At 56.8% G+C, this 25,072-nt stretch carries 28 protein-coding genes; 10 read left to right on the forward strand and 18 right to left on the reverse strand.

All coding sequences use genetic code 11. From position 1 onward, the window contains the following. Positions 1-10: 10 nt before the first annotated feature. Positions 11-373 (forward strand): NUDIX hydrolase, encoded by a 363-nt coding sequence (locus tag SIK97_RS25515; RefSeq protein ID WP_014228145.1) that lies wholly within the window; start codon positions 11-13, stop codon positions 371-373. Between the two features lie 47 nt (positions 374-420). Here the strand turns inward: SIK97_RS25515 and mak are convergent, their stop codons facing one another. Further along, positions 421-1,326 (reverse strand): fructokinase, encoded by a 906-nt coding sequence (gene mak / locus SIK97_RS25520; RefSeq protein ID WP_057173159.1) that lies wholly within the window; start codon positions 1,324-1,326, stop codon positions 421-423. A 90-nt stretch (positions 1,327-1,416) separates the two neighbouring features. On the opposite strand from mak, the gene rdgC reads away from it, so the two are divergent. Beyond that, a complete protein-coding gene (rdgC, locus tag SIK97_RS25525) occupies positions 1,417-2,328 on the forward strand; it encodes a recombination-associated protein RdgC (RefSeq protein ID WP_032748204.1) in 912 nt (303 codons plus the stop codon). Between the two features lie 42 nt (positions 2,329-2,370). Here the strand turns inward: rdgC and ppnP are convergent, their stop codons facing one another. From ppnP to aroL, 4 genes are all read right to left on the reverse strand, one after another. Then, positions 2,371-2,655 carry a pyrimidine/purine nucleoside phosphorylase gene (gene ppnP, locus SIK97_RS25530; RefSeq protein WP_004099395.1) on the reverse strand — a complete coding sequence of 95 codons (285 nt, stop codon included), beginning with the start codon at positions 2,653-2,655 and terminating at the stop codon, positions 2,371-2,373. Between the two features lie 87 nt (positions 2,656-2,742). Beyond that, entirely contained in the window at positions 2,743-3,423 is a 681-nt protein-coding gene (locus SIK97_RS25535) for an AroM family protein (protein ID WP_165795123.1), read from the reverse strand. A gap of 252 nt (positions 3,424-3,675) precedes the next feature. Beyond that, positions 3,676-3,867, reverse strand: coding sequence for a YaiA family protein (locus SIK97_RS25540; RefSeq protein WP_004129622.1), 192 nt, complete (start codon positions 3,865-3,867; stop codon positions 3,676-3,678). A gap of 71 nt (positions 3,868-3,938) precedes the next feature. After that, a complete protein-coding gene (gene aroL / locus SIK97_RS25545; RefSeq protein WP_004848163.1) occupies positions 3,939-4,466 on the reverse strand; it encodes a shikimate kinase AroL in 528 nt (175 codons plus the stop codon). A gap of 334 nt (positions 4,467-4,800) precedes the next feature. Here aroL and SIK97_RS25550 point away from each other — a divergent pair, with 334 nt between their 5' ends. Then, positions 4,801-5,499, forward strand: coding sequence for a DUF2076 domain-containing protein (locus SIK97_RS25550; protein ID WP_014228142.1), 699 nt, complete (start codon positions 4,801-4,803; stop codon positions 5,497-5,499). On the opposite strand, the gene SIK97_RS25555 is transcribed toward SIK97_RS25550, so the two are convergent. Beyond that, positions 5,496-5,954, reverse strand: a complete 459-nt coding sequence (locus SIK97_RS25555; protein ID WP_009653579.1) for a YaiI/YqxD family protein — start codon at positions 5,952-5,954, stop codon at positions 5,496-5,498. The two genes, SIK97_RS25550 and SIK97_RS25555, sit on opposite strands and share 4 nt — an antisense overlap. 116 nt (positions 5,955-6,070) lie before the next feature. On the opposite strand from SIK97_RS25555, the gene proC reads away from it, so the two are divergent. Next, entirely contained in the window at positions 6,071-6,880 is an 810-nt protein-coding gene (proC, locus tag SIK97_RS25560; protein WP_004848157.1) for a pyrroline-5-carboxylate reductase, read from the forward strand. Between the two features lie 46 nt (positions 6,881-6,926). Here the strand turns inward: proC and psiF are convergent, their stop codons facing one another. The 8 genes from psiF to SIK97_RS25600 form a co-directional block, all read right to left on the reverse strand. Further along, the gene (gene psiF / locus SIK97_RS25565) at positions 6,927-7,247 is read right to left on the reverse strand and encodes a phosphate starvation-inducible protein PsiF (protein ID WP_004132478.1); all 321 of its coding nucleotides are present in this window, start codon (positions 7,245-7,247) and stop codon (positions 6,927-6,929) included. Between the two features lie 90 nt (positions 7,248-7,337). Beyond that, positions 7,338-8,768, reverse strand: coding sequence for an alkaline phosphatase (gene phoA, locus SIK97_RS25570; protein WP_025107196.1), 1,431 nt, complete (start codon positions 8,766-8,768; stop codon positions 7,338-7,340). Positions 8,769-8,856: 88 nt separating this feature from the next. Beyond that, entirely contained in the window at positions 8,857-9,117 is a 261-nt protein-coding gene (gene iraP / locus SIK97_RS25575) for an anti-adapter protein IraP (protein WP_004848155.1), read from the reverse strand. A gap of 227 nt (positions 9,118-9,344) precedes the next feature. Beyond that, positions 9,345-10,337 carry a DNA-binding transcriptional regulator IdnR gene (gene idnR / locus SIK97_RS25580; RefSeq protein WP_014837560.1) on the reverse strand — a complete coding sequence of 331 codons (993 nt, stop codon included), beginning with the start codon at positions 10,335-10,337 and terminating at the stop codon, positions 9,345-9,347. Between the two features lie 66 nt (positions 10,338-10,403). Next, a complete protein-coding gene (locus SIK97_RS25585) occupies positions 10,404-11,690 on the reverse strand; it encodes an MFS transporter (protein ID WP_004848153.1) in 1,287 nt (428 codons plus the stop codon). A gap of 94 nt (positions 11,691-11,784) precedes the next feature. Further along, on the reverse strand, positions 11,785-12,549 hold the full coding sequence (gene idnO / locus SIK97_RS25590) for a gluconate 5-dehydrogenase (RefSeq protein ID WP_014228137.1): 765 nt from the start codon (positions 12,547-12,549) through the stop codon (positions 11,785-11,787). 177 nt (positions 12,550-12,726) lie between these two features. After that, positions 12,727-13,926: a multidrug efflux MFS transporter gene (locus tag SIK97_RS25595; protein WP_014228136.1), complete on the reverse strand. Its 1,200-nt coding sequence runs from the start codon at positions 13,924-13,926 to the stop codon at positions 12,727-12,729. Positions 13,927-14,095: 169 nt separating this feature from the next. Beyond that, positions 14,096-14,779: an extensin family protein gene (locus SIK97_RS25600; RefSeq protein ID WP_014228135.1), complete on the reverse strand. Its 684-nt coding sequence runs from the start codon at positions 14,777-14,779 to the stop codon at positions 14,096-14,098. Between the two features lie 101 nt (positions 14,780-14,880). Between SIK97_RS25600 and ddlA the strand changes: the two genes are divergently transcribed. Then, positions 14,881-15,978: a D-alanine--D-alanine ligase gene (gene ddlA, locus SIK97_RS25605; protein WP_057173163.1), complete on the forward strand. Its 1,098-nt coding sequence runs from the start codon at positions 14,881-14,883 to the stop codon at positions 15,976-15,978. 115 nt (positions 15,979-16,093) lie between these two features. Here ddlA and SIK97_RS25610 read toward each other — a convergent pair whose 3' ends face one another. Further along, positions 16,094-16,297 (reverse strand): DUF2754 family protein, encoded by a 204-nt coding sequence (locus SIK97_RS25610; RefSeq protein ID WP_004132489.1) that lies wholly within the window; start codon positions 16,295-16,297, stop codon positions 16,094-16,096. Between the two features lie 255 nt (positions 16,298-16,552). Between SIK97_RS25610 and SIK97_RS25615 the strand changes: the two genes are divergently transcribed. Then, entirely contained in the window at positions 16,553-16,855 is a 303-nt protein-coding gene (locus tag SIK97_RS25615; RefSeq protein WP_009653569.1) for a DUF2755 family protein, read from the forward strand. On the opposite strand, the gene SIK97_RS25620 is transcribed toward SIK97_RS25615, so the two are convergent. The 3 genes from SIK97_RS25620 to SIK97_RS25630 all read right to left on the reverse strand — a co-directional run bounded on the left by SIK97_RS25620 (position 16,852) and on the right by SIK97_RS25630 (position 19,827). Beyond that, on the reverse strand, positions 16,852-17,958 hold the full coding sequence (locus SIK97_RS25620) for a DUF1615 domain-containing protein (protein ID WP_046877016.1): 1,107 nt from the start codon (positions 17,956-17,958) through the stop codon (positions 16,852-16,854). The two genes, SIK97_RS25615 and SIK97_RS25620, sit on opposite strands and share 4 nt — an antisense overlap. 18 nt (positions 17,959-17,976) lie before the next feature. Further along, on the reverse strand, positions 17,977-19,197 hold the full coding sequence (sbmA, locus tag SIK97_RS25625; protein WP_046877017.1) for a peptide antibiotic transporter SbmA: 1,221 nt from the start codon (positions 19,195-19,197) through the stop codon (positions 17,977-17,979). A 117-nt stretch (positions 19,198-19,314) separates the two neighbouring features. Then, the gene (locus SIK97_RS25630; RefSeq protein WP_160741885.1) at positions 19,315-19,827 is read right to left on the reverse strand and encodes a cysteine hydrolase family protein; all 513 of its coding nucleotides are present in this window, start codon (positions 19,825-19,827) and stop codon (positions 19,315-19,317) included. Positions 19,828-20,047: 220 nt separating this feature from the next. Between SIK97_RS25630 and ampH the strand changes: the two genes are divergently transcribed. From ampH to SIK97_RS25650, 4 genes are all read left to right on the forward strand, one after another. Further along, entirely contained in the window at positions 20,048-21,208 is a 1,161-nt protein-coding gene (ampH, locus tag SIK97_RS25635) for a D-alanyl-D-alanine-carboxypeptidase/endopeptidase AmpH (protein ID WP_014837555.1), read from the forward strand. A 106-nt stretch (positions 21,209-21,314) separates the two neighbouring features. Continuing rightward, entirely contained in the window at positions 21,315-22,289 is a 975-nt protein-coding gene (gene hemB / locus SIK97_RS25640) for a porphobilinogen synthase (RefSeq protein WP_057173160.1), read from the forward strand. A 212-nt stretch (positions 22,290-22,501) separates the two neighbouring features. Next, entirely contained in the window at positions 22,502-22,993 is a 492-nt protein-coding gene (locus SIK97_RS25645) for an REP-associated tyrosine transposase (protein WP_064392185.1), read from the forward strand. Between the two features lie 239 nt (positions 22,994-23,232). Further along, positions 23,233-24,951 (forward strand): lysophospholipid acyltransferase family protein, encoded by a 1,719-nt coding sequence (locus SIK97_RS25650; RefSeq protein ID WP_057173161.1) that lies wholly within the window; start codon positions 23,233-23,235, stop codon positions 24,949-24,951. Positions 24,952-25,072: the final 121 nt, after the last annotated feature.

The following is a 25,072-nucleotide window of genomic DNA, read 5'->3' on the forward strand; positions in this document are numbered from 1 at the left end:
GGTCTTAACCATGAAAAGCTTACTTATTTTGATTGCCGGCCCGGTACGCAGCGGCACCCACAATCGCGCGGAACTTATCGACGCTAACCTGAACAATATGGCCCAGGTTGCGCTACGCGTTTACCAGAAAGGGCATATCCCCGTGGTCGGCGAATGGCTGGCTCTGCCCATCGCCAAAGCTGCGGGTTCAACGGAAATTGGCGATGCGATTAGCGAAGAATATCTCTACCCGGTCGCTCACCGTGTCATTAGCCGCTGCGACGCTATATTGCGCATGCCGGGCGAATCCCGCGGAGCGGACCTGGATATTGAGGAGGGCAAAAAAAGGGGGCTGTCGATTTACTACAGCCTGGAGGAGATCCCGGACCGGTAATCCACGGGATACCCGCTGCGCCGTTCAGGCCGCGCAGCGGTTGATGATTACAGCGGCCACAGCCAGGCCGCGCCGCGCACGCCGCTGGAGTCCCCGTGCGCCGCCCGGCGAATCGGCGTCTCGCATTCACCGCCGAATACCCATGGTTTTAGCAGATTCGGCACCGTCTGGTAGAGACGGTCAACGTTGCTCATTCCGCCGCCAAGCACAATAACGTCCGGATCGAGGATGTTAACCACGTGAGCCAATGACTTCGCCAGCCGCATCTCATAGCGGCTCAGCGCCAGCTCCGCCACCGGCTCCCGCTCGCCCACGCGCTGCATAATCTCGCTGCCTTTTAGCGAATGACCGCTTAACCGCCGGTAATCGGTCGCAAAGCCGGTACCGGAAATAAAGGTTTCAATACAGCCCTGCTTGCCGCAGTAGCACGGTACTTCAGCGCGATAGCGAAGTTCATCTTCATCCATCCACGGCAGCGGGTTGTGCCCCCACTCGCCCGCCGTACCGTTGCCGCCAATATGGGCGCGTCCGTTAAGGGCCACGCCTGAACCGCAGCCGGTGCCGATAATCACCGCAAATACCGTTTGCGCCCCGGCCGCCGCGCCGTCTACCGCTTCCGACACCGCGAGGCAGTTGGCATCGTTGGCCAGACGCACTTCCCGTTGCAGACGCTGGCTAAGGTCTTTATCAAACGGCTGACCGTTGAGCCAGGTTGAGTTAGCGTTTTTGACCACGCCGGTATAGGGCGAAATCGACCCGGGGATGCCGATGCCGACCGTGCCGCTCTGCCCGGTAGCCTGCTCGGCCATCTCGACCAGCGAGGCTATCGTCTCTATCGTCTGGCGATAATCACTCCCTGGCGTAGGCAGGCGATGACGAAATAGCTGCGCTCCCTGGTCGCTCAGCGCGATGACTTCCGTTTTGGTTCCGCCTAAATCAATGCCAATGCGCACTGTGAATTCCTCTCCCGATTAACAATGCAAGCATAGCGACAATTCGCTATCATGCCCGCTGGATTTAACGACTAAGCCGTGGAAATTATCATGCTGTGGTTCAAAAATTTAATGGTTTATCGTCTCAGCCGCGACATTTCCCTGCGCGCCGAGGAGATGGAAAAACAGCTGGCCGAGCTGACCTTTACCCCTTGCGGCAGCCAGGATATGGCCAAAACCGGTTGGGTACCGCCGATGGGATCGCACAGCGATGCGCTGACGCATACGGCAAATGGCCAGATCGTTATCTGCGCGCGTAAAGAAGAGAAGATCCTGCCGTCTCCGGTGATCAAACAGGCGCTGGAAGCAAAGATCTTCAAGCTGGAAGCCGAGCAGAGCCGTAAGCTGAAAAAAACCGAAAAAGATTCTCTGAAAGATGAAGTGCTGCATTCCCTGCTGCCGCGCGCCTTCAGCCGCTTCAGCCAGACCATGATGTGGATCGATACCGTCAACGGACTGATCATGGTGGACTGCGCCAGCGCCAAAAAAGCGGAAGATACGCTGGCGCTGCTGCGTAAAACACTGGGCTCGCTGCCGGTTGTTCCGCTGGCGCTGGAAACCCCGATCGAACTGACGCTGACCGAGTGGGTGCGTTCCGGTACCGTAGCTCAGGGCTTCCAGCTGCTGGATGAAGCCGAGCTGAAAGCGATGCTGGAAGACGGCGGCGTGATCCGCGCGAAAAAACAGGATCTGGTGAGCGACGAGATCGCCGTGCACATTGAAGCCGGTAAGGTCGTCACCAAGCTGGCGCTCGACTGGCAGCAGCGTATTCAGTTCTTAATGTGCGATGATGGTTCGATTAAACGCCTGAAGTTCTGCGACGAACTGCGCGATCAGAATGAAGATATCGATCGGGAAGATTTCGCCCAGCGTTTTGACGCGGACTTTATTCTGATGACCGGCGAGCTGGCCGCGCTGATTCAGAATCTGGTGGAAGGGCTAGGCGGCGAAGCGCAGCGCTAATCTCGTGAATTCCTTCCTGCCAGCGCAGGAAGGAAACGAACATTACAGGTAGCGGCACAGATAAGAGGTCGGCTCAGCCACCTGCAGATTAAACTCGCTATTCCCCGGAACGTTGAATACTTCCCCGGCGGCATAGACTTTCCACTCGGTCTCTCCCGGCAGAAGTACGTTCAGCGCGCCGCTGACTACGGTCATCTCTTCCGGCTGCGCGGTACCAAAGGTATATTCCCCTTCCGCCATCACGCCCACGCTCGCACGACCGGTGCTGCTGCTGGTGAAGCCGATAGATTTTACTTTTCCGTCAAAGTATTCATTGCTTTGAAGCATAAACTCGCCCTTATGATCTTGTGTTGAAGGCACAATATAGGGGGCGCTCCTTGCCCCTGTCACGTAAAATTAACGCGTTACATCAGGTTAAACTAATAGTTCTGCCGCCAGCCGTGAAACCAGCACATTTGACAACAGAACCGGAATATCCAGCGCCTTTTGTAATATGTCGCGATGCTGCTGGTGGTAGCAAAGGCAATCCAGCATTAATACGTCTGCGCCCTGTTCAATCAACTCCCTGCCCGCGGCGATTAACTCCTCTTTACCGCCGCTCACCGGATTGGAAATGGCGTAAAACGGAGTATTTTCTAATACCTGCCATTTATTCCGCTGCAGCGGCAAAATCTCTTCAACCGGAACAATCACCCCCACCTGATGGCCGTCGACAATCGACGCGACCAGCGGCGGAATAATTCTTTGCGGCTCAAGCAGGATCGCATTATTCGCCGTAAATCCGCTAAAGGGATGAGTGCTCATGAGTAAAATAAGGTCGTAATTTTGTTTATCGAGCATCGCAATGACGCTACGTAAATCACGCTCAACCTTCTGCCGTGAGACCTGCGCAATTTGATTATCGTTAAGCAAGGTCAATAGCATCTCATCGCCGGGCTCTATGCTGTAGTCCCGCATAACGTCTTCGCGCGTCATTTTGCCGAGCAGGCTAATGTGGGCGATCTCGTCTTCCCTGATATGTTCAGTTAAAAGCGGCAGCATCTCCGCCACGGGTACGACCCCAATGGTCAAGATTGCCATCGATGCACTACTCATATCGTTTACCTTTTCACAACCGCTGTTTCAAAACAGGCTTTTATTTACAACTTCTGCCCCCTGGTGACCCAAAGCAACCGTCGAGAAGCGTAGCAGGTTACGGCTGATATGGAATGTAAAGATTCCAGAAGCGTCAAAAACGCTCCTGAAAATCCGTACCTTAGGTAATCATTAGTACCGTTAATAGATTAAAAATGTGATACATGTCCGGTAGCGATCTTTTCAGAACGAATCCCGGACATTTAAGAGGAATTAAGACTTATCAGGATCTTCGTAACGCCGTTTGGCGTCCAGCGCTTCCTGTTCTGTAGGATGTTCGCTGATGAGTGAGTTTGGCGTCGGGTGATCGGCGCGCAGTTCATACCAGGTGACCGTTTGGCCCTGCGGGCCCTTTTCAACGGCGACAACACGCGCTTCCCTTGGATATGGAGGTCTGGTCGGCATAGCGTTTCCTTTTTTTACCTTAAGAGCTTTAAAGTATAGGCGCTGCCGATCCGTTTACCCCAGGCAAAGTCTTAACTGGTATAGGTCTCGCCGCAGACGGTGGTCATAATCTGTTCCACGACCTCATCCGGCGTGGCGGTCGCATTAATAATATGATGCGCGGCCGCGCGATACAGCGCTTCCCTCTGCGCCAGCACCTCACCCACTTCATCGCGGATGGGCTTTCCGGTCAGCGTCGGGCGCTGTTCCGCCTTCGGATAGGCTTCAAGGCGGTCAATCAGCGCGGAAACCGAGGCCTCGAGATAGATAACGATGCCATTTTCCCGCATAAACTGTCGGTTGTATTCGCTGAGGATAATGCCGCCGCCGGTGGCGATGATCGTCGCGGGTTGAGCGACGCGTTCTAAAGCCTGCGTTTCCAGCGCACGAAAGCGTTCCCAGCCTTCCTGCTGGACGATAGCCGCTACCGTGCGCTGCTCATGCTCCTGCAGCTCATGGTCCGTGTCGGCGAACTTAAAGCTGCGAGCTTTCGCCAGCGCGTGTCCGATGGTCGTTTTACCGCAGCCGCGAGGCCCGACAAGAAATATTAGCTGTGTCATTACCGAAGACCCCTTGGTTCCGCATTTTGCGGATAAATGAAAGCGAAAAGAGAAACAATGGTACCGCAAACTTACCCAACGCAAATCGTAAAATAAACGTTACACACCATCTGCAAACCCTTTCACCTTAGTATTAGAAAGGACATTTAATGTAAACTTATCATTGCATTTGGTGTTATGCCAGCTTTACTTTTGTACAGAAGTTATTTTTTGTTCGCAGTCTGGCGTAAACAGTAACACATTTCTGCACAGCTTTACGCTGCCGCATATTTACAAGATGCGTGCTTCGGAGCGAATCTGAAGCTAATCAATCAGTATGACAGAGGTATGTAGTATGCAATCTGAAGAGCAACGCCTTATCGATGGACTGTTTTCCCGATTAAAAGAGGCCGAGAGCCACAGCGCATCACGGGATGCCAGCGCTGAGGAGCGGATTGCCGGGCACATTAAAGAGCAGCCGTTCGCCCCTTACTATATGGCGCAAACGATTCTGATTCAGGAAGCGGCGATCAAACAGCTCAACGACCGCATTCAGGCGCTGGAGAGCCAGGTGACCCAGCTTCAGGCCGCGAAGCCGAGCAGCGGCGGGTTTCTCTCAGGCCTGTTTGGCGGCGGTCAGTCGCGCGGTTCCGACCCGATTCCTGGCGCCGAGCAGTATGGCCGACCGCAGGCCGGCGCCCAGCCTCAGTATGCTCCGCAGGCGCAGCAGCAGAACTACGCCCCTCAGGCGTCGCGCAGCGGCGGCGGTTTTATGGCCGGCGCGCTGCAAACGGCGGCAGGCGTCGCGGGCGGCGTGGTGCTGGGAAACATGTTGACCAATATGTTTAGCGGCTCGCATCCGCAGGAGATCGTCAATATCATCGAAGAGAAACCGCAGCCGGATCTCAGCCAGGCGCAGGACAATAGCGTCGCTGACGATACCTTCCGCCAGGATGACGGGCAGTTCCTCGCCGACAACAACGATTATGACGCCGACTTTGACGCCGGTTTCGGCAATGATGATTTCGGCAGCGACGACGACAGCTGGGTTTAACCCTGCTGGCGCTTAACGTCTAACAGCCATTTCTCCAGCGCGGCGGCAAACTGCTGCCGATCGCGCTGGGATAAGCTATCCGGGCCGCCGGTCTGCACGCCGCTGGCCCGCATCGTTTCCATAAAGTCGCGCATCGTCAGGCGTTCGCGAATGGTCGCCTCGCTGTAGCGTTCACCGCGTGGATTCAGCGCCGCCCCGCCTTTCTCCAGCACTTCCGCCGCCAGCGGGATATCGGCGGTAATCACCAGATCTCCCGGCTCGCATAAACGTACGATTTCGTTATCCGCCACGTCAAACCCCTGCGCCACGCGCAGCGTGCGGATAAAGCGCGACGGCGGGACGCGCAGAGGCTGGTTAGCAACCAGCGTCAGTGAGATTTGCGCGCGCTCGGCGGCGCGGAACAAAATATCTTTAATGACGTTCGGACACGCGTCCGCATCAACCCAAATAGCCATTGCGGCTCCTGTCGATGAAAAAGAGATGCCGTATTGTCGCCTGCTTTTGCCTTCCGCGAAAGCAACAAGATGTTAAGCTATATCGCTAACGATAAAACAAACAAAGGGGATTGGTGATGGAGAAGAAAATCGGCTTTATCGGCTGCGGCAACATGGGCAAGGCCATCCTGGGCGGCCTGATCGCCAGCGGGCAGGTGCAGCCGGGTCAAATCTGGGTCTATACCCCGTCGCCGGATAAAGTGGCGGCCCTGCACGACCAATACGGCATTAATGCGGCGCAAAGCGCGCAGGAAGTGGCTCAGGTGGCGGATATCGTTTTTGGCGCCGTAAAGCCGGGCGTGATGGTAAAAGTGCTCAGCGACGTCGCCTCCAGCCTGAATAAAGACTCTCTGGTGGTTTCTATCGCCGCGGGCGTGACGCTCGACCAGCTGGCGCGCGCCTTAGGCCATGACCGCAAAATAGTCCGCGCGATGCCCAACACGCCTTCGCTGGTCAACGCGGGGATGACGTCGGTCACGCCGAATGCGCTGGTCAGCGCCGAAGAAACCGCGGAGATCCTGACCATATTCCGCTGCTTTGGTCAGGCGGAAATCATTGCTGAGCCGATGATTCATCCGGTGGTCGGCGTCAGCGGCTCCGCGCCGGCTTACGTCTTTATGTTTATCGAAGCGATGGCCGACGCCGCAGTGCTTGGCGGAATGCCCCGCGCGCAGGCTTATAAATTCGCGGCGCAGGCGGTGATGGGCTCGGCCAAAATGGTACTCGAAAGCGGCGAGCATCCGGGAACGCTGAAGGATATGGTGTGTTCGCCCGGCGGCACCACCATCGAAGCCGTGCGCGTGCTGGAAGAAAAAGGCTTCCGTTCCGCCGTCATCGAAGCGATGGTGAAGTGCATGGAGAAATCAGAGAAGCTGAGCCGTTCCTGATTGCAATAGCGAATAGCGGGTGAAGTTTCCCTCACCCGCCCATTTCTTACACCTGTTTTTTCAGGCAGGCGCTCATAAATTTGCTGCGATCGTCCCCTTTCAGGGACTGCTGGGTCGCCTGAGCGTTACACTCGCGCATTTTCTGCTGCTGAGGCGTTAGCCCCTTACCGTCCTGCGCGGCGCCATCTTTCTTCAGGCAGCTACTCATAAACGTTTTACGCTCATCCCCTTTCAGCGACTTCGATGACGCTTCTTTATTGCAGACGCTCATCTTTTGCTGCTGAGGGGTCAACTCTTTTTCCGCGGCACTCACCGCTGTCATAAATACCAGGCCAAAAAGTAGGGTCACAAGTAATGTTATTTTCATCGCACCATCCTCTATGAGTGGATCTCTGTAAGTCTGGTCGCTGATGGAGAAAAAACCAGCCGGTAACGAAAATTCATCACCGGCGCCCGGTTATTTCAGATTAAGTGCGGCTTTCATGGTGTAGAACAGGTCCGTCTGGTCGGTTAAACCCACCACGTTGGCCGCGTGCGGGCCGTAGGCGGCAATACGCAGCTGGGTGCCGGTATGTTCCATCGACTCTTCTTCAGAGTTGCCGTAGCTCATCACCATCACCGAACCATCTTTGGTGTTCAGCGCCTGCGTCAGGCCCGGCGCTTTGGTATCTGCCGGGATAATCTGGCTGGCGTGAGCGTGGTCGGCGGTGACGATAACCAGGGTATTGCCCTCTTTTTTGGCAAATTCCAGCGCCTTCTGTACCGCTTCGTCCAGATCGACGGTCTCGCCAATCTGACCGCACGGATTCGCCGCGTGATCCTGTTTATCGATAGAAGCGCCTTCCACCTGCAGGAAGAACCCCTTCTCATTGCTGCTCAGCAGATCGATGGCTTTTTCGGTCATCTGCGCCAGCGTCGGCACCGATGCATCGCGTTTCGGGTTCGGCGTACAGGTCACCGCCGCCTTATCGATATTGCCGTGATAAGACGCCTTTGGGCCTTCCCAACGCACCGGCATATTGCCTTCCGCGAAGAGACCGAGCAGCGGTTTGTCCTGATTGGCCTGGCTAATGGCGGCCAGCGAGCTGGCGTCGGTGACGATCTGGTAGCCGCGGGCTACCGCCTGATCGTGCAGCGTTTTGCCCTGCCATTCACCGGCCGTCGCGCTTTCCGCGAAGGTTTTCGCGCCGCCGCCCAGTGTTACGTCGGGACGGGCGTTCAGCAGTTGTTCGGTAATGGAACCTTTACCGCCCTTTTCCAGCGCGTTGCTGGCGCATTTTTCGCTGGTCACGCTCGGGCCGTAGCATTTACGCGACGTCACATGCGCCACCAGCGCAGCGGGAGTGGCGTCCTGCAGTTCCGCCGTGGAGACGTTACCGGTGGCTAAGCCCGCCGCTTTCGCCAGCTCAAGGATGGTCTGATGATCTTTTTCATGGATATCCACGCCCAGCGCGCCGTTATAGCTTTTCACGCCGGTGGTCCAGGCCGTTGCGGAAGCGGCGGAGTCGGTGACATAATCCGGCTTGCCGGTTTTCTTATCCAGAGAATAATGGGTGTACTGGCCGGTCAGCGGCAGCGCGTCAATGCCTTTAAAGAAGCCGCCCGCCCCTTCTGCATAATTTCGCGCGGCGGTGATTTCAGAATCGCCCATTCCGTCGCCAATCAGCAAAATAATATTTTTAGCCGGTTTATTGATTAACGAAGCGCGCAGCGCCTCGGTCTGGTCACCGCTTAAACGACGCGCGCCGCCCGGCGTGGTGATATCGCCCTGCGCGGCACGATTTTCCAGAACCGGTGCGGTTGTTGTTTCTGCGTGAATAATCGGGGAGCCCAGCAGAGGCAGCAGGGCAATAAACAGGGCGCTTAATTTCACTTTTATCGTCTCCATGTAAAAAATACTTTAAAAAACAAAACGAGGGAGACTGTATAAAAGCGATGTGACAGTAAAATGACAGCATCCATACCCTGTCACAAAACTAACTACGAGGATGCCGTAACAGCTTCTTTATATATTGCTGCAGTAGCTGGGTATCGCGGTCATCCACCAGCGGGCCGGGGCTGGCCTCATCGATGGCCTGCTCAATATCGGTGATGAGCGCCTGCTGGGCGTCCTGCTCCATATGACGTAGCAGAGCGGTCACCACCACTTCCAGCGCCTCAACCTGGGCCGTCAGCTCCTTCGATTCTTCTTCCTTTTGGGCGAGTTTTACCAGTAGCTCAGCAATGAGATTCTTCACAGCACTTTATCCTTATGCGAGGTCCGTAGTCTGCTATTTATGTCATACATTAGCCGTCGGTTGCCACTATTATTTTTTAAAAAAGTTGGCCACGCTGGTGAATAACAAGCGAAACGTTTTGCTCTTTGCATGCCACCCGCCAGGAATTTACTCAATGCGGATTAATAAGCATCATAACCAACTTTAACAAATAAGAATAAAATGGAATATCGCTATTCTATCGATAACTATAACGTATCGCCATAATATATCTGGTAGGCCAGATTCACGCTGTCCGGCGCGTCTTTACCGGCCAGGCGCGCAATAAGTATTTCGCTCGCCGTTTTACCGATTTCATAACGTGGGGTAATGACGCTGGCTATTTTTTGCAGCCGCGCACGGCCAATTTCCAGCCCGTGAAAACCGGCGATGGCGATCTCCTGCGGAACGGCTTTCCCCTGCGCCTGGCACTCGAGCAGCACCCCCACCGCCAGATCGTCGTTGGTACAAAAAATGGCGTCAATATCCGGGCGCGTCTGCTGCATCTGCAGGAACATCTGCCGGCCAAGCGCAACCGAGGAGATGGTCCGCGGCGCCATGTGATACGCCTTCAGGCCGTGCTCCGCCAGCGCCAGCTCGGTGCCGCGGAAGCGGCTTAAATCGCGGGGATCGTCCATTGAACCAAAAAAGGCGATCGCCCGTTTGCCGCTCTCAAGAAAAGCATGGGTCATATCCCACGCCGCCTTTTCGTTATCGAACCCCACCTGGATATCCAGCTGCTGGCCGCCGTAGTCCATCAGTTCAGCGACGGGGATACCGCTGGCGCGCACGTACTGCACCATGCGATCGCTGTGCTGCTTCCCGGTCAAAATCAGCCCATCGATATTATAAGAGAGCAGATTGAGCACTTCGCGCTCTTCGCGCTGCGGGTCATATTCGTAGTTGGCAATCAGGGTCTGATACTGGTGCGCGGAGGTCACCGACTCAATGCCGGCCAGCACATCGGCAAAAATCTGGTTGCGGAAGGAGGGAATAAGCACGCCAATCGTTTTACTCCGGGCGTTAAGCAGGATTTCCGGGGCGCGGTTAGGGATATAGTTATTCTCTTCCATGACCTTTGAAATCAGCTCACGGCTGCGCTCAGAAACCTGGCCGGGGTCACGTAAATAACGGCTGACCGTCATTTTATTCAGCCCCGCCAGGTTGGCGATATCCTGCAATGTCATCCGGTTGTTTTTCATCAGGTTCTCTACGACAAGCGACTTTTATGCTCGCAGAGAACCTTACCACAGCAGCGGCGGTTTATGTTAGCCGGCAACCTTTTTTGCCGTCACCGGGGAGACGGGTTGCGGGTTAGCGCGCACGTTGTACATCAGCACGACGGAGGACAGCAGCGCGACAGCCATAAAGGTATAGGAAACCCCCGGCCCGCCGGTAATCCCGTTGAGGTACCCCACCAGCCACGCGCCGAGGAAAGCGCCGAGCGCGCCAAAGCTGTTGATTAAGCCCATCGATACGCCGGAAACGTTGCGCGGCAGCAGTTCAGGAATAAGCGCGAAGAACGGCCCATACGGCGCATACATGCAGGCTGCGGCAATGACCAGTAGCGCATAGGAGAGCCAGAACGCCTGGTTGCCCACCAGCCAGGAGCCAAAGAAAGCGATAGCGGCAATCAGCAATAACGGCCAAATAAACAGTTTACGATTCTGGAACTTATCCGACAGCCAGGAGACCGTCAGCATCAGGATAATTGCCGCCAGGTACGGCACCGCCGCCAGCCAGCCCACCGCCACGATATCCATCTGCGCGGCGTTCTTCAGAATCGACGGCATCCACATCATGAAGCCGTACACGCCGATGCTCCACAGCGCGTGCACGGCGCAGAGCATGATCACATTGCGCGAGCGCAGCGCTTCACCGTAGTTGCGCACCGGCTTGATATGACTCTGCTCGCTGTCCATCACCTTCTGCAGGGTCTCTTTTTCCTGCTCGTTCAGCCAGGAAACCTCGGACGGTTTATCGCGCACCAGTATCCACCAGCATACCGCCCACAGTACCGCCGGAATGCCTTCGATGATAAACATTTCGCGCCAGCCCCACGCCTGAATCAGGTAGCCGGAAACGATGGACATCCACAGCACCGTTACCGGGTTTCCGAGGATAAGGAACGTGTTGGCGCGCGAACGCTCGGTTTTCGTAAACCAGTTGCTGATATAAATCAGCATCGCCGGCATCACCGCCGCCTCAACCACACCAAGGGTAAAGCGAATCGCCATCAGCATCGGAATATTGCTGACGAACCCGGTCGCCGCCGCGCAGAATCCCCATAAAATCAGGCTAAAGAAAATCATTTTTCGCACGCTGCGTTTTACCGCATATATCGCGCCGGGTACCTGGAAAAAGAAATAGCCGAGAAAAAATAGCGCGCCAATAAGCGATGCCGTTCCTTTGGTAATACCCAAATCGCTTTCAATTCCCGCCGCAGCGGCAAAACCATAATTCGCACGGTCAAGGTAGGCCAGACTATAGGTAATAAATATAATCGGCATTAAATACCACCAGCGACGCGCGGGTAATTTCGCGAGCATGTGCATAAGCACTCCTCAGATATCAATATCATCACACGGGTTTAATACTCTGTCCTTCAGGTAGTGCGGGCACGCTGCTGCCCGAAGGACGCGAAGTGATTCAGACAGCGGCAAGCATTCCGCCGTCCACAAACAGCAAATGACCGTTAACAAAGTTTGCCGCCGACGAGGCCAGATATACCGCGGCACCAATCAGTTCTTCCGGTTTTCCCCAGCGCGCCGCCGGGGTACGCTGGTACAGCCAGGCGGAAAACGCCTCATCGTTGACCAGGGCGGCCGTCATGTCGGTGGCAAAATATCCCGGCGCGATACCGTTAACCTGAATATTATATTCGGCCAGCTCAACGCACATGCCGCGAGTCAGCATTTTAACCGCCCCTTTCGAGGCCGCGTAAGGCGTAATGGTTTTACGCCCCAGCTCGCTCTGCATTGAGCAAATATTAATTATTTTCCCCGCGCGGCGGCCCATCATATATTTCGCCACCTGCTGTGAAACCAGGAAAACGCCCTTCTGATTGACCTCAATAACGTTATCCCACTCCTCCTCCGGAAATTCGGTAAAAGGGAAACGCCGCTGGATCCCGGCGTTATTAATTAAAATATCAATGGCGCCGATCTCCTCTTCGATGCGGGCTATCGCCTGCTCGACCTGCGCCGCCCGGGTGACATCAAAGGCGACCCCTACCGCATGAAAACCCTGCGCCACCAGCGCCTGCGCCGCCTGGTCCGCGCGCGCCTGGGTGCGGTCGTTGATGATGATCTCCGCGCCGTACTCGGCGAGGCCGCCGGCCAGCAGATGGCCAATCCCCTGAGCGGATCCGGTGATCAGCGCGCGCTTCCCTGACAAATCAAATAAATTTCGCATAAAACCTCTTTTTCAATAACTGTTACGCGTAACTGTATACGCGTAACAGTCAGGAATAGAAGAGGATGAGAGGGGAAAATGATCGTTTTGTGATCGGTGATACATTTAAAGCTTAAGGAACACCGAGGCCGCTACTGACGCTGTCGCATCCATCGCGGCCGAGGAGAAAGAGCGGAATTAAGCCGCAGGACGGCGGCTGCGGCGCAGCATGATGGCCAGCTGCCAGATATTGATCAGGACAATAACCGCCGTGGCGATAAACACCCAGCGGAAGCCGGCCATGGCCGAGACCGACGCGCCGATCAGCGGCCCGGCCACGTTGCCAAGATACATAAACGACTGGTTATAGCCGAAAATACGCCCGGTGACGCTGTCGCTGCAGTATTTGAGCAGAAGGGTTTGCACCGCCGGCAGCATCGCCCCATCGGCAAAACCGAGCAGGAACCGCAGGACGCCAAGCTGGAATGGGGTGGTAACGAACGACATGGCAAAGAACATCACCACCGCGCAGCACAGCGTCGCCAGCAGGATCCGCGAGGTGCCGATCCTGTCGCCCAGTTTCCCCAGACGGGGAGCCGAAATCAGCGCCGACACGCCCGGCACGGCGGCGATCATGCCGGCGAGAAAGGCGATGTTATTGCTATCCGGCGCCATCGACTTGATAAACAGCGCCAGAATCGGGCCGATTGAGCCGTTGCAAAGTTGGATCACCAGAGTGGTGAAAAACAGGCTGATCACCAGTCCCGGATAGGGCAGCGAGGCAAATACCGCCTTGCCGCTCAGCCGCTCCGCCCTCGTGACCTGCGGCCGGGCGCCCTCTTTAATCAGAAACAGCGTCACCAGAAAGCTTACGGTCAGCAAAATCGCGGTGATGATAAATACGGCGCGCAAACCGACGTGGTCAGCCAGAAAACCGCCGAGCAGCGGCCCGCCAATCACGCCGCTGATCTGCGCCGTCGACAGCGTGCTCAGCGCCCAGCCGCTACGCTCGCGCGGAACCTGAGACGCCACCAGCGCCATGGCGTTGGGAATATAGCCGGAAGTCAGTCCCATCACCGCGCGCAGGATAAACAGCTGCCAGACGTTGGTGGCGAACGCCTGAAGTAAAATGGCGATGGCCATCCCCAGCGAGGCGCGCAGCAGCATCAGCTTGCGCCCTTTGCGGTCGGCGAGGCTCCCCCACATCGGCGAGACAATCGCCGACACCAGAAAAGTGACGCTAAACGTCAGGCCCGACCACATGGATAACGCTTCATGCGAGGTCACGCCCAGTTGGGAAACGTACAGCGGCAAAAAGGGAAGAATTTGGCTGATGGCCAGGCCGGTAAAAAAACAGCCAAACCAGACGGAGATAAGATTAACCTTCCAGGATTCCATAACTACGCGTATTCATTAATTTTTTGGCAATTATTAACTAGCTTAGCAATTTCCCCTGTCCGACGTACTACCAGAGATGCGCTGACGGCGAGTTTAGTGTTTTATGACACCAGATTGCCCTGTTGCGAATAATTTCATGGTGAAAAGCGTGGTATACAGCGAGTTATGCTCAGAAACAGAACCCCTGGCCGCGCATACCGAGGTGAAAATGGTTCGCATGGGCCGCGTTATAGTCCGGCCCTAAAGCGTTGCCGTAATAGCTGCAACCGCCGGCCAGTAACGCCTGCAGCCAGGGGTGATACTGCGCATCGGGCCACCCTTTCAGCACGCTGATACGTCGGCCATCGGCCAAACGAAAGCCGCTGATATCCAGCGCCTCCGCGGTAGCGTGCTCGCTGCGCCGCGCGTTCTGACGATGGTAAATATTACGGCAGGCATAGCTGCCAAAATGGTCGACCTGGCGGAGCTCTTGCCCCAGCATCCGCCGAGTCAGCGGTTTCGCCTGCTGTTGCAGATACAGCGCGCTGCTTAACGCCAGCGGGCAGCTGGCGAGGAAGCTGCTGCTAAGCTTTACCGCGCCAAAATCGCGTACCCGAACCACGTTTTGCAGGGGGCACTCTCCCCCGCTATCGGCCACCGCCCGGCTGGTGATGAGATTTCGCTGATTCGCTTCCTTCAGCAGGTTGGCGCACTGTCCGGGCGTCAATCGCCGCAGCTTATAGTGGGTGATGAACCCCGGCGGATCCTCCAGACGCAGCGGCGCCAGCGGGTTATAGTGCGCGGGAAGATAACGATAGCCGTAATATCCGGCCGCCAGCAGCGCCAACAGAACGATAAGCCCTTTTCCTTTCACGCGCTGCCTCCCAATGCTTTACCCGGTGAATATTATGGCAGCCAGGCGGCCGTTTCACATGCTATGTTATGCCCTTTGATGTAATCATGATGGAAGTTGAAATGGCTAAGATGAGGGTTGGGATCGTTTTCGGCGGTAAGTCGGCAGAACATGAAGTATCGCTACAGTCAGCGAAAAATATCGTGGAAGCCATCGACAAAACGCGCTTCGACGTCGTTTTGCTGGGGATTGATAAGCAGGGGCAGTGGCATATCAACGACGCCAGCAACTATCTGCTCAATCCGCAGGACCCCGCCCATATTGCCCTGCGCCCATCCGATATTACCCTGGCGCAAATTCCCGGACGCGAAGCGCAGCAGCTGATTAACGCCGATAGCGGCCAGCCGCTGGCGGCCATCGACGTCATTTTCCCGATTGTTCACGGCACCCTTGGGGAAGATGGTTCTCTGCAGGGTATGCTGCGGATGGCTAACCTGCCCTTCGTCGGCTCCGACGTCCTCGGCTCCGCCGCCTGCATGGACAAAGACGTGACCAAGCGTCTGCTGCGCGATGCCGGGCTGTCGATTGCGCCTTTTATTACCCTGACCCGCGCCAACCGTCATCAGGTGAGCTTTGCCGAAGTGCAGGCGAAGCTGGGCCTGCCGCTGTTCGTCAAACCGGCGAACCAGGGCTCCTCGGTGGGCGTCAGCAAGGTCAACAGCGAAGAGCAGTATCAGCAGGCCGTCGCCCTGGCCTTCGAATTTGACCATAAAGTGGTGGTTGAACAGGGGATTAAAGGGCGTGAGATCGAGTGCGCGGTATTGGGCAACGATAATCCCGAGGCCAGCACCTGCGGTGAAATCGTCCTCAACAGCGAATTCTACGCCTATGACACCAAGTACATTGACGATCAGGGCGCGAAGGTGGTGGTTCCGGCGGCCATCGACAGCGATGTAAACGATAAAATTCGCGAGATCGCCGTTCGCGCCTACCAGACCCTCGGCTGCAGCGGCATGGCGCGCGTCGATGTGTTCCTGACCGCCGATAACGACGTGGTGATTAACGAAATCAATACGCTGCCGGGCTTCACCAACATCAGCATGTATCCGAAGCTATGGCAGGCCAGCGGTCTGGACTATACCAGCCTGATTAGCCGCCTGATTGAGCTGGCGCTTGAGCGTCACGCCGCCGATCGGGCGCTGAAAACATCGATGAATTAAGCCCGGGTAAGCGTTTACGCCGCGACCCGGGGAGTGCGCCGGGGTTGATGTATCAGCCCGGCATCTTCCCGGCTCGCGCTGCGCTTAGCCAGGCTACGGGTTCACCACCTCCGGTTCACGCTTCCTCTGCCGGGCGGCGGCGAATAATAAACCCGGCAATCCAGAAGCTAATGACCCACGTCACCAGCCCAACCGCGTAAGAACGCCAGCCTTCGGTTTCATACCCGAGCAGCCCGACCACGCCATTCATAATAAAAATTAACCCCAGCGCTACCGCGTAGTAGTGCCAATCGCGGCGGATTTTTTCCGTGAGTTTCATAACCACTCCGACAACAAAAAAAGCATCTTCGCATAGCCGCCACCGCGGGTCTGTAGCGGCGTTGAGAATTGTCGCACATTGCGATATCGGTCTAAATTTCACAAATTTGTAGCAAACTCACAACCCGATGAAATCAGGAATATTCCTGGGCGGAAATTACCAGCAATCTGATACTGAAATCCCCCCTTCGTTGCCAGAATTACCCTCTACGTCGCCGTGGAAAAAACGGCAAGAAAGTGAAGTACGGAGGTCAAGATGGCAGAGTTCACCTTTGCAAAGACCGTCAACGGCGGCAAAAAGAGGGGCTCTCTCACCGGCAGCAACATCGCTTACGCTCTGTTTGTGCTGTTTTGCTTCTGGGCCGGTGCGCAAATGCTGAGTATGCTGATCCACGCGCCCGGCGTTTTTGAGCATCTGATTCAAATGCAGGACAGCAGCCGCCCGCGGGTCGAGATTAGCCTGGTGGTCGGTACCCTGTTCGGCCTGATTCCCTTCCTGGCGGGCTGCGTGCTCATTGGTATTCCTGGGCTGATATTCCGCTGGCGCAGCCGCCGCTAACGGCGCGCCATACAGCTGGCCCGCCGGTCGTCAACGCGTTTGGCAAACCAGGCGGTCGTCAGGTTACGGGTGATTTTCGGGCTCTCAAGCTGAATGCCCGGCAGCACCTCCCGCGGGAGCGTTTTGCCGGCTTTCTTATCGGCAATGCGAAACACCTGCTTATAGAGATCGCTCTCTTCAAACGCCAGGGTATCGCCCTTCTTTAACTGACGATGGATATCATCATCGCTCATTGCCAGCTGTGAGGATAACCGGCGCACCGCCAGTTCGGTGGTTCCGGCCTCGTCGCTATCGTAGCGAATCAAATCGCCATCCAGCGCCAGCTTCACGCCCGTCGCTTTAGAGACGGCGTTCTGGAAGGCGGCGTTACGGCTGGCGTACCATCCGGCGTTGAAATCGGCAAAACGGTACAGCGGCACGCTGTAGTTCGCCGGATAGTTCAACAGATGATAGGTGCCGAACCACAGACCGCCGCGCAGGCTGAACACCTCCTGGCGCACGGTACCGTCGATTTTCCACGGGTAGCCGTCGGTATGCTGCTCGGCGAAGGCGATGCTGACCTGCATCGGGCCGCCGGTATGCACCGGGTTCAGCGAGCCGAACAGCTTCTGCCCCATCGGCACCATGCCGATAAAATCATCGAAAATCGCGCTCAGCTGCTTTTCGGTTTTCACGCTATCGAGGCGTTCGCTATAGCTTTTGCCGTTGGGCGATTTGATTTTCAGCGCGGTATGCACCAGAAAAACCGGGATATGCATTTTCTCCGCCCGGCGGTCAATCTCCTGCCAGGCGATTTTATTCAGCCCCGGCACCGCCGGGTCGGCCTGATAGTTGGACTCCTGCTGCGCCACCGCCAGCACCGAACAGACGTTCTCTTCCGTCGGCGCCAGCTTCTGGCTGGCAAAGGTTTTGGCGATGGCCTGCGCCCAGGCCTCGCGATCTTTCACGCTGGCGGGCATTTTCTGCCGCACCACCGTGGCAACATCAATCGCCTTTTCGCCCTTTTTCAGCTCCGGCTCCGGCTTGCTGGAGCAGGCGGTGAGGACAATCCCTGCCAGTAGCGTCAGGGTGAGAGAAGTGATTCGGGATTGCGCTACCGGCATGGTTCATCCTTGCGTTGATCAACTTAATGTTTGCGTCACGGTCTGCAGCTCTTTGCCATCCAGCTCACGCTCGAAGCTGCGCAGACGTTTGTAGATAGACATCAGCTCAACCAGTGTAGTCCATGAGCTAATCAGATACTGGAATGAACCGCGGACCTGGCCAAAGACGTTGGTGATCTGGGTCATCAGGCCCAGCGTAATCGTACCGGCAACAATCGACGGAAACAGCAGGAACAAACCGAAAACGTTATCCACCTGCAGATACAGAATACGGGCGATATTGAAATACATGTAGTGGAAATAGAGGCGGAAATAGTTGCGGCGCACGGCGCCAAACAGCTCACGCACCGTCGGCGGCGTCGCGCGGTTGGCGTCATCTTCGCCGTACACCAGCTCTTTACGATAGGCTGCCTCAACGCGCTGGTTTTTGAACTCCAGGCCGGGCAGCTTGATCCCCACCACCGCCAGCAGGCCGGTACCCATTAACGACCAGACAATGGCGGCAATCACCAGGCCGTAGGGCAGGTGGCCGACAATCGGTAAATCCGGGACGTGCGCGGAGAGCGTCACCAGCACCGGCAGGAAGGCGATAAGGGTCATCACCGCGTTAAGGAAGCTGACGCCCATGCTCTCCAGGGTGGAAGCAAAGCGCATGGTATCTTCCTGCACACGCTGCGCCGCGCCTTCGATATGGCGCAGATGCTGCCAGTGCGCCATATAGTGTTCGTTCATGGCGGTACGCCAGCGGAAAACGTAGTGGCTGACGAAGAAGTTGTTCATCACCCCGATGACCACCGCGATAAGCGCGATGCCGAGAAAGATGCCAATCTCCTGATAAAACTGGTTAATGCTGACCTTATGCGGCGTCGCCAGCGCGGCCTGAATAAGATCGTAGAACGGGGCGTACCAGGCGTTGATCGCCACCCCGACCTCGACCAGAAACCAGGTGACGAAAATAATCAGCGAGGTGCCGAGGATCGACCAGTACTGCCAGCGGTGGGGGCTGTAAATAAACCAAAAGAGGGCGAAAACGCCCACGCAGAATACGTAGAACGCGTAGAACACCAGGTAGTTGAGCGACCAAAAGCGCGCCGCGCTAATCGCCACATCCTGGGATGCGCCGGTGACCCGCAGCAGCCAGTCGCCGCCGCCCGCCTGCCAAAAGATCACCGCCAGCAGCGACCAGATAAAGGCAGAAATAAAAAACGGCCCCGGTTTGGGGAAAAAGGATTTAAACATCATGCTCTCCTGCTAACTTCTTTTTCGTTTTGCTGTGCTGTGTACCACAAAGACGCCCGCCGCAAAGCCGTCGCAGCGAAGCAAAGTGGGCGGATGATGAGACCGGATATCAGCAGCTTAGTTCGCCGACCATCCGTTCAGAATTGTTTCTGTCGATTTCACCTGTAAAGGATTGCCCGGAACGGTCAGCGTACGCCACACCTCGTTGTAGTGGGCGATCAGCGTGACGGCCTGCGCCGCCGGGCGGTTGGCTGTGGTATGGGCATCTTCAGCGACGGTAATCGCATAGCCCCGGCTGGCGCCGTTTTTGATGGTGGTATCTACGCAGTAGTCGGTGGCGCAGCCGCAAATCACAAACTGCGTGATGTGATGTTCGCGCAGCACCTCTTCCAGGCGGGTGCGGTAAAAGGCGTCGCAGGCGGTCTTGGTCACGAACAACGCGCCTGCCGGCTGGTGCAGTTCAGGCAGCAAAGCAAAACCTTCGCTCCCCTCTTCCAGACCGCCCTCTTCGCAGTGCTGAATGAAGATAACGGTATCCGCGGCGTTTATCAGGCGGTTAATTTGCGCCGCGCAGCGCTCGCGCTCAATACGCGGCGTCGCGAAAACGCCATTTTGCATATCCACTACCATCACTACCCGTTTCGCCGCCATCGTCTCTTGCCACCCATGTTTAGCCAAAACGAATATCATACGCGCCCGCAGGCGAAAGCCGCTATCCGAAAGCAAAAAAAGGATTTTTTACGCCAGGTTACGTTTTTCCGCACAGAATGGCGTTATTAGCGCTTTGCTCGGCGGCGCTTCGTAGTATAAATACGCTCTATATTTTTCTTCACCATGATGGATGCCCCCGTTGAAACGTAGTCTGCTCATTTTTGCTGCGCTGTGCGCGGCGTCGTTGACATCGGCCCAGGCCGCGCAGCCGAGCGTCGACCCGGAATTCGCTGCGGATGTTGTCGACCGTTACGCTAACCATATCTACTACGGCAGCGGCGCGATCGGCATGGCGCTGGTGGTTATCGATGGTAACCAGCGCGTATTCCGCAGCTTCGGCGAGACGCGCCCGGGCAATAATGAGCACCCGCAGCTCGATTCGGTGATTCGCATCGCCTCCCTGAGCAAGCTGATGACCAGCGAAATGCTGGTCAAACTTCTCGACCAGGGCGTGGTGAAGCTCAACGATCCGCTGAGCAAATACGCCCCGCCGGGCGCGCGCGTGCCGACATATCAGGGAGCGCCCATTACGCTGGTGAATCTGGCGACCCATACCAGCGCCCTGCCGCGCGAGCAGCCAGGCGGCGCGGCGCATCGTCCGGTGTTCGTCTGGCCAACGCGCCAGCAGCGCTGGAACTGGCTCTCCACGGCAACGTTAAAAGCCGCGCCGGGTTCCCAGGCCGCCTATTCCAATCTGGCGTTCGATTTACTGGCCGATGCGCTCTCTACCGCCGCGGGCAAGCCCTGGCCGCAGCTGTTTGAAGAGCAGATTACCCGTCCGCTGGGGATGAAAGACACCACCTTTACGCCTTCGCCCGATCAGTGCCGGCGCCTGATGATCCCGGAGAAAGGGGCCAGCCCGTGCAACAATACGCTGGCGGCCATCGGCAGCGGCGGCGTTTACTCCACGCCTGGCGATATGATGCGCTGGATGCAGCAGTTCCTCTCTTCCGATTTCTTCACCCGCGGGCAGCAGGCGGACCGGATGCAGACGCTCATTTATCAACGCAGCCAGCTGACGAGGGTGATCGGGATGGACGTGCCGGGCAAAGCCGATGCGCTGGGTCTCGGCTGGGTCTACATGAAGCCGAAAAACGGCCAGCCGGGCATTATTCAGAAGACCGGCGGCGGCGGCGGTTTTATCACTTACATGGCGATGAACCCGCAGGCTAACGTCGGCGCCTTCGTGGTGGTCACCCGCTCTTCATTGACGCGTTTCAACAACATGAGCGATGGCGTCAACGAGCTGGTCAGCGAATTAAGCGGCGACCGCCCCGGGATTGAGACCGCCAGCCAGTAACCTGTTGGGATGTTTTGCCGACGATAGATAAGGATCGTTTTGGCGAAACATCCCGCCGCCAATTGAGGTAAACTCGCTTTTTTCATTTCACAAAATCAGGCAAACCATGACAGATTTAATCACTCGCCCGCGCCGACTGCGCAAGTCCGCTTCGCTACGTGCCATGTTTGAAGAGACAACACTGAGTTTGAACGACCTGGTGTTGCCGATCTTTGTTGAAGAAGAAATCGACGATTACAAAGCCATCGAAGCGATGCCCGGCGTGATGCGTATTCCGGAAAGATACCTGGCGCGCGAAATCGAGCGCATTGCCAACGCCGGTATCCGTTCGGTGATGACCTTCGGGATTTCCCATCATACCGATGCCGTTGGCAGCGATACCTGGAACGAAAACGGCCTGGTGGCGCGCATGTCCCGCATCTGTAAAGAGGCGGTGCCGGAGATGATCGTGATGTCCGACACCTGTTTCTGCGAATACACCTCCCACGGCCACTGCGGCGTGCTGTGCGACCACGGTGTCGATAACGATTTAACCCTTACCAACCTCGGTAAGCAGGCGGTGGTCGCCGCTGCCGCAGGCGCGGATTTTATCGCCCCGTCCGCCGCGATGGACGGCCAGGTGCAGGCCATTCGCCAGGCGCTGGACGCCGCCGGATTTACCGATACGGCGATTATGTCCTACTCCACTAAGTTCGCTTCATCGTTCTATGGTCCGTTCCGCGAAGCCGCGGGTACCGCGCTGAAAGGCGATCGTAAAACCTATCAGATGAGCCCGATGAACCGCCGCGAAGCGATTCGCGAATCGCTGCTGGACGAAGCCCAGGGCGCCGACTGCCTGATGGTCAAACCGGCCGGTCCCTATCTCGATATCCTGCGCGATCTGCGCGAGCGCACCAACCTGCCGCTCGGCGCGTACCAGGTGAGCGGTGAATACGCGATGATTAAGTTCGCCGCCCAGGCCGGCGCTATCGATGAAGAGAAAGTGGTGCTGGAAAGCCTCGGCGCAATCAAGCGCGCCGGCGCGGATCTGATCTTCAGCTACTTCGCCCTCGATCTCGCCGAAAAGAAAATCCTGCGTTAATTCGGCTATTACCGTTCCCCGGTCGCGCTACGCTTACCGGGGCTACAAACCTGCTCCGGTAGCCCGGGTAAGGCGTCAGCCGCAACCCGGGGAATTCCTCTGCTGCAGAAAGTTGCGAGACTCTTTCCACCATTATCTTTGGATTCTTGCCAGACTGTTACCCCGACTCTATCCTGCCGCTTAAGACGCTATCTTTTGCAAAGGAGCGCTGCATGGTGGCCTACCGTCGTTATTACCTGAAGGGTGGAACCTGGTTTTTTACAGTTAATTTGCGAAACCGAAAAAGCAGACTTCTGACCGAGCACATCGGAACTTTACGTCACGCCATCCTCACCATCAAACGGCGAAAACCCTTTTACATTGATGCATGGGTTATCCTTCCTGAACATCTTCATTGCATCTGGACATTACCCGGAGACGATAGCGATTTCTCCGCCAGATGGCGGGACATAAAAGGTTGCTTTAGCAAAGCATTAAAACAAGAAAATGTCTGGCAACCGCGTTTCTGGGAACATGTAATCCGCGATGAAGATGACTACCGCCGGCATATCGATTACACCTACATTAATCCTGTAAAACACGGTTGGGTACGACAGGTTTGTGATTGGCCTTTTTCAACCTTTCACCGGGATGTACGCCGCGGGTTATATCCCGATAATTGGGGTGGCGAAATTCACGATTTTTTGTGCGGCGAACGCCAGTAAACCCCCGGTCGCGCTACGCTTACCGGGGCTACGATCTGCTCCGGTTGCCGGGTTCATTGCCAGGCTTCCCCCGGTTGCGCTGCGCTTACCGGGGCTACGGGTTCACCACCGTCTGTGGGCCGGTAGCCCGGGTAAGGCGCCAGCCGCAACCCGGGGAAATATCCCAAATCTTCACTCAACTGTAATCTGAGCGACATCTGCGCCTTCTACTGTCTGGGCAGGACGGAGGAGGTGCCGCTATGTTTAGTCTCGACAATGTCATCGATGACCTGTGGCCTCAGGCAAAGCCAGCGCTCTGGCAGAAAAAGGTGCTGAAAAAGCTCCTGCATGAGGAAGAGTTTCAGCAGTTTGCCGCGCGTCATCATCACCTGAAAGGACTGGATACGGTCGAACAGGTGCTCGAACATCTTAATATCCGCTGCGCTATCCCGGCGCACGATCTCGAACAAATCCCCGAACATGGCCCGCTGGTCATTATCGCCAACCACCCCACCGGTACGCTTGACGGCCTGGCCCTGCTCTACGCGGTGTCCCGCGTGCGTCGCGACGTCAAAGTGGTCACCAACCGCATGCTGACCCACCTTGAACCGCTGAGCTCGCTGTTTATTCCGGTCGATAATATCAACGGCCGAACCGCCAAAGCGGCGCTGCAGCAGATGGACCAGCAGTTGCAAAACGGCGGCGTGCTGATTTTCTTCCCGGCGGGTGAAGTTTCACGCCTCACCCGGCGCGGTATTCGCGATAAAAAATGGCACTCCGGATTTATTAAGCTGGCGGCGAAATATCGCGCCCCGCTGCTGCCGGCGTGGATCCGCGCGCGCAACAGCGCGCTGTTTTACGCCAGCACGCTGATTTCCGATAGCCTGCCGCTGCTGCTGCTGATGCAGCAAATGTTTCGCCGCCGCAACGGCAGCCTGCCGGTTAATTTCGGCCAACAGATTGCCTGGTCAAGCTGGTTCGATCCTCTGCGCTCTGTTCGCGAGCTGACCGAACGCTGCTATCGCCACCTGGAGCTGCTGGCAAAAGGGCAGCCCGGCGTATTTAAAAGCGAAAGCGCTATCGCCCGACCCGAAGACCGCGCCCTGCTCAAGCGCGAACTGGGACGGGCGGAAACGCTGGGGCGAACGGCGGATGGCAAAGTGATTTATCTCTGGCAGCGCCGCGGCCAGGAAGATGCGCCGGTGCTGCGCGAACTGGGCCGCCTGCGGGAAATCGCCTTCCGCGCGGTGGGCGAAGGCAGCGGCAAACGTCGCGACGTTGACGGTTACGACGACGACTATCTGCATCTGATTCTGTGGGATGAAGAAGACCTGGAAATCGTCGGCGCTTACCGCTTTATGCCGACCGCGATGCAGCTGGAAAAGCGCGGCCTGAACGGCGTCTATAGCTACAGCCTGTTCCATTACGACGCTCGCATGGACGATATTCTGCAGCACGGAATTGAGCTGGGGCGCAGCTTTATCCAGCCGCGCTACTGGGGCCGCCGCGGACTGGACTACCTGTGGTCCGGCATCGGCGCGTATCTGGCGCGCTATCCGCACTATCGCTATCTGTTCGGCCCGGTGTCGATTTCCGGCGGGCTGCCGCCGTCGGCGCGCGATCTGCTGGTCGCGTTCTATCGACTGTGGTTCCCGGCGACGCATCCGCTGGCGGAGTCGCGTCGCCCTTATCCGGCCTCGCTGCCCGATGTGCTGGCGCAGTTTGGCGGAGAAGATTACAACGACGATCTGGCGCGGCTGAAGTCCCTGCTCGGCAACCTCGGCTGCGCGATCCCGCCGCTGTATAAGCAGTACTCTGAAGTTTGCGAGCCGGGCGGCGTGCAGTTTATCGATTTCGGCAGCGACCCGGATTTCAACAACTGCGTGGATGGTCTGGTGCTGGTGGACTTGACCTACCTGAAGGCCAACCGCTATCAGCGCTATATTGGGGTACATCTGGACGCGCAAAAATCGGCATAAAAGCCTTTTCCCGGCTTGCGGCGCATTGCGCCTTAGCCGGGCTACGGGTTTACCGCTTTCTGCGGACCGGTAGATACTGTTATGCCATGCAAGCATTTTTCGTATGCAGTGTGGCATCGAA

The organism is Klebsiella sp. JN_Kp126 (genome assembly GCF_033843325.1).
Taxonomy (GTDB): domain Bacteria; phylum Pseudomonadota; class Gammaproteobacteria; order Enterobacterales; family Enterobacteriaceae; genus Klebsiella; species Klebsiella michiganensis.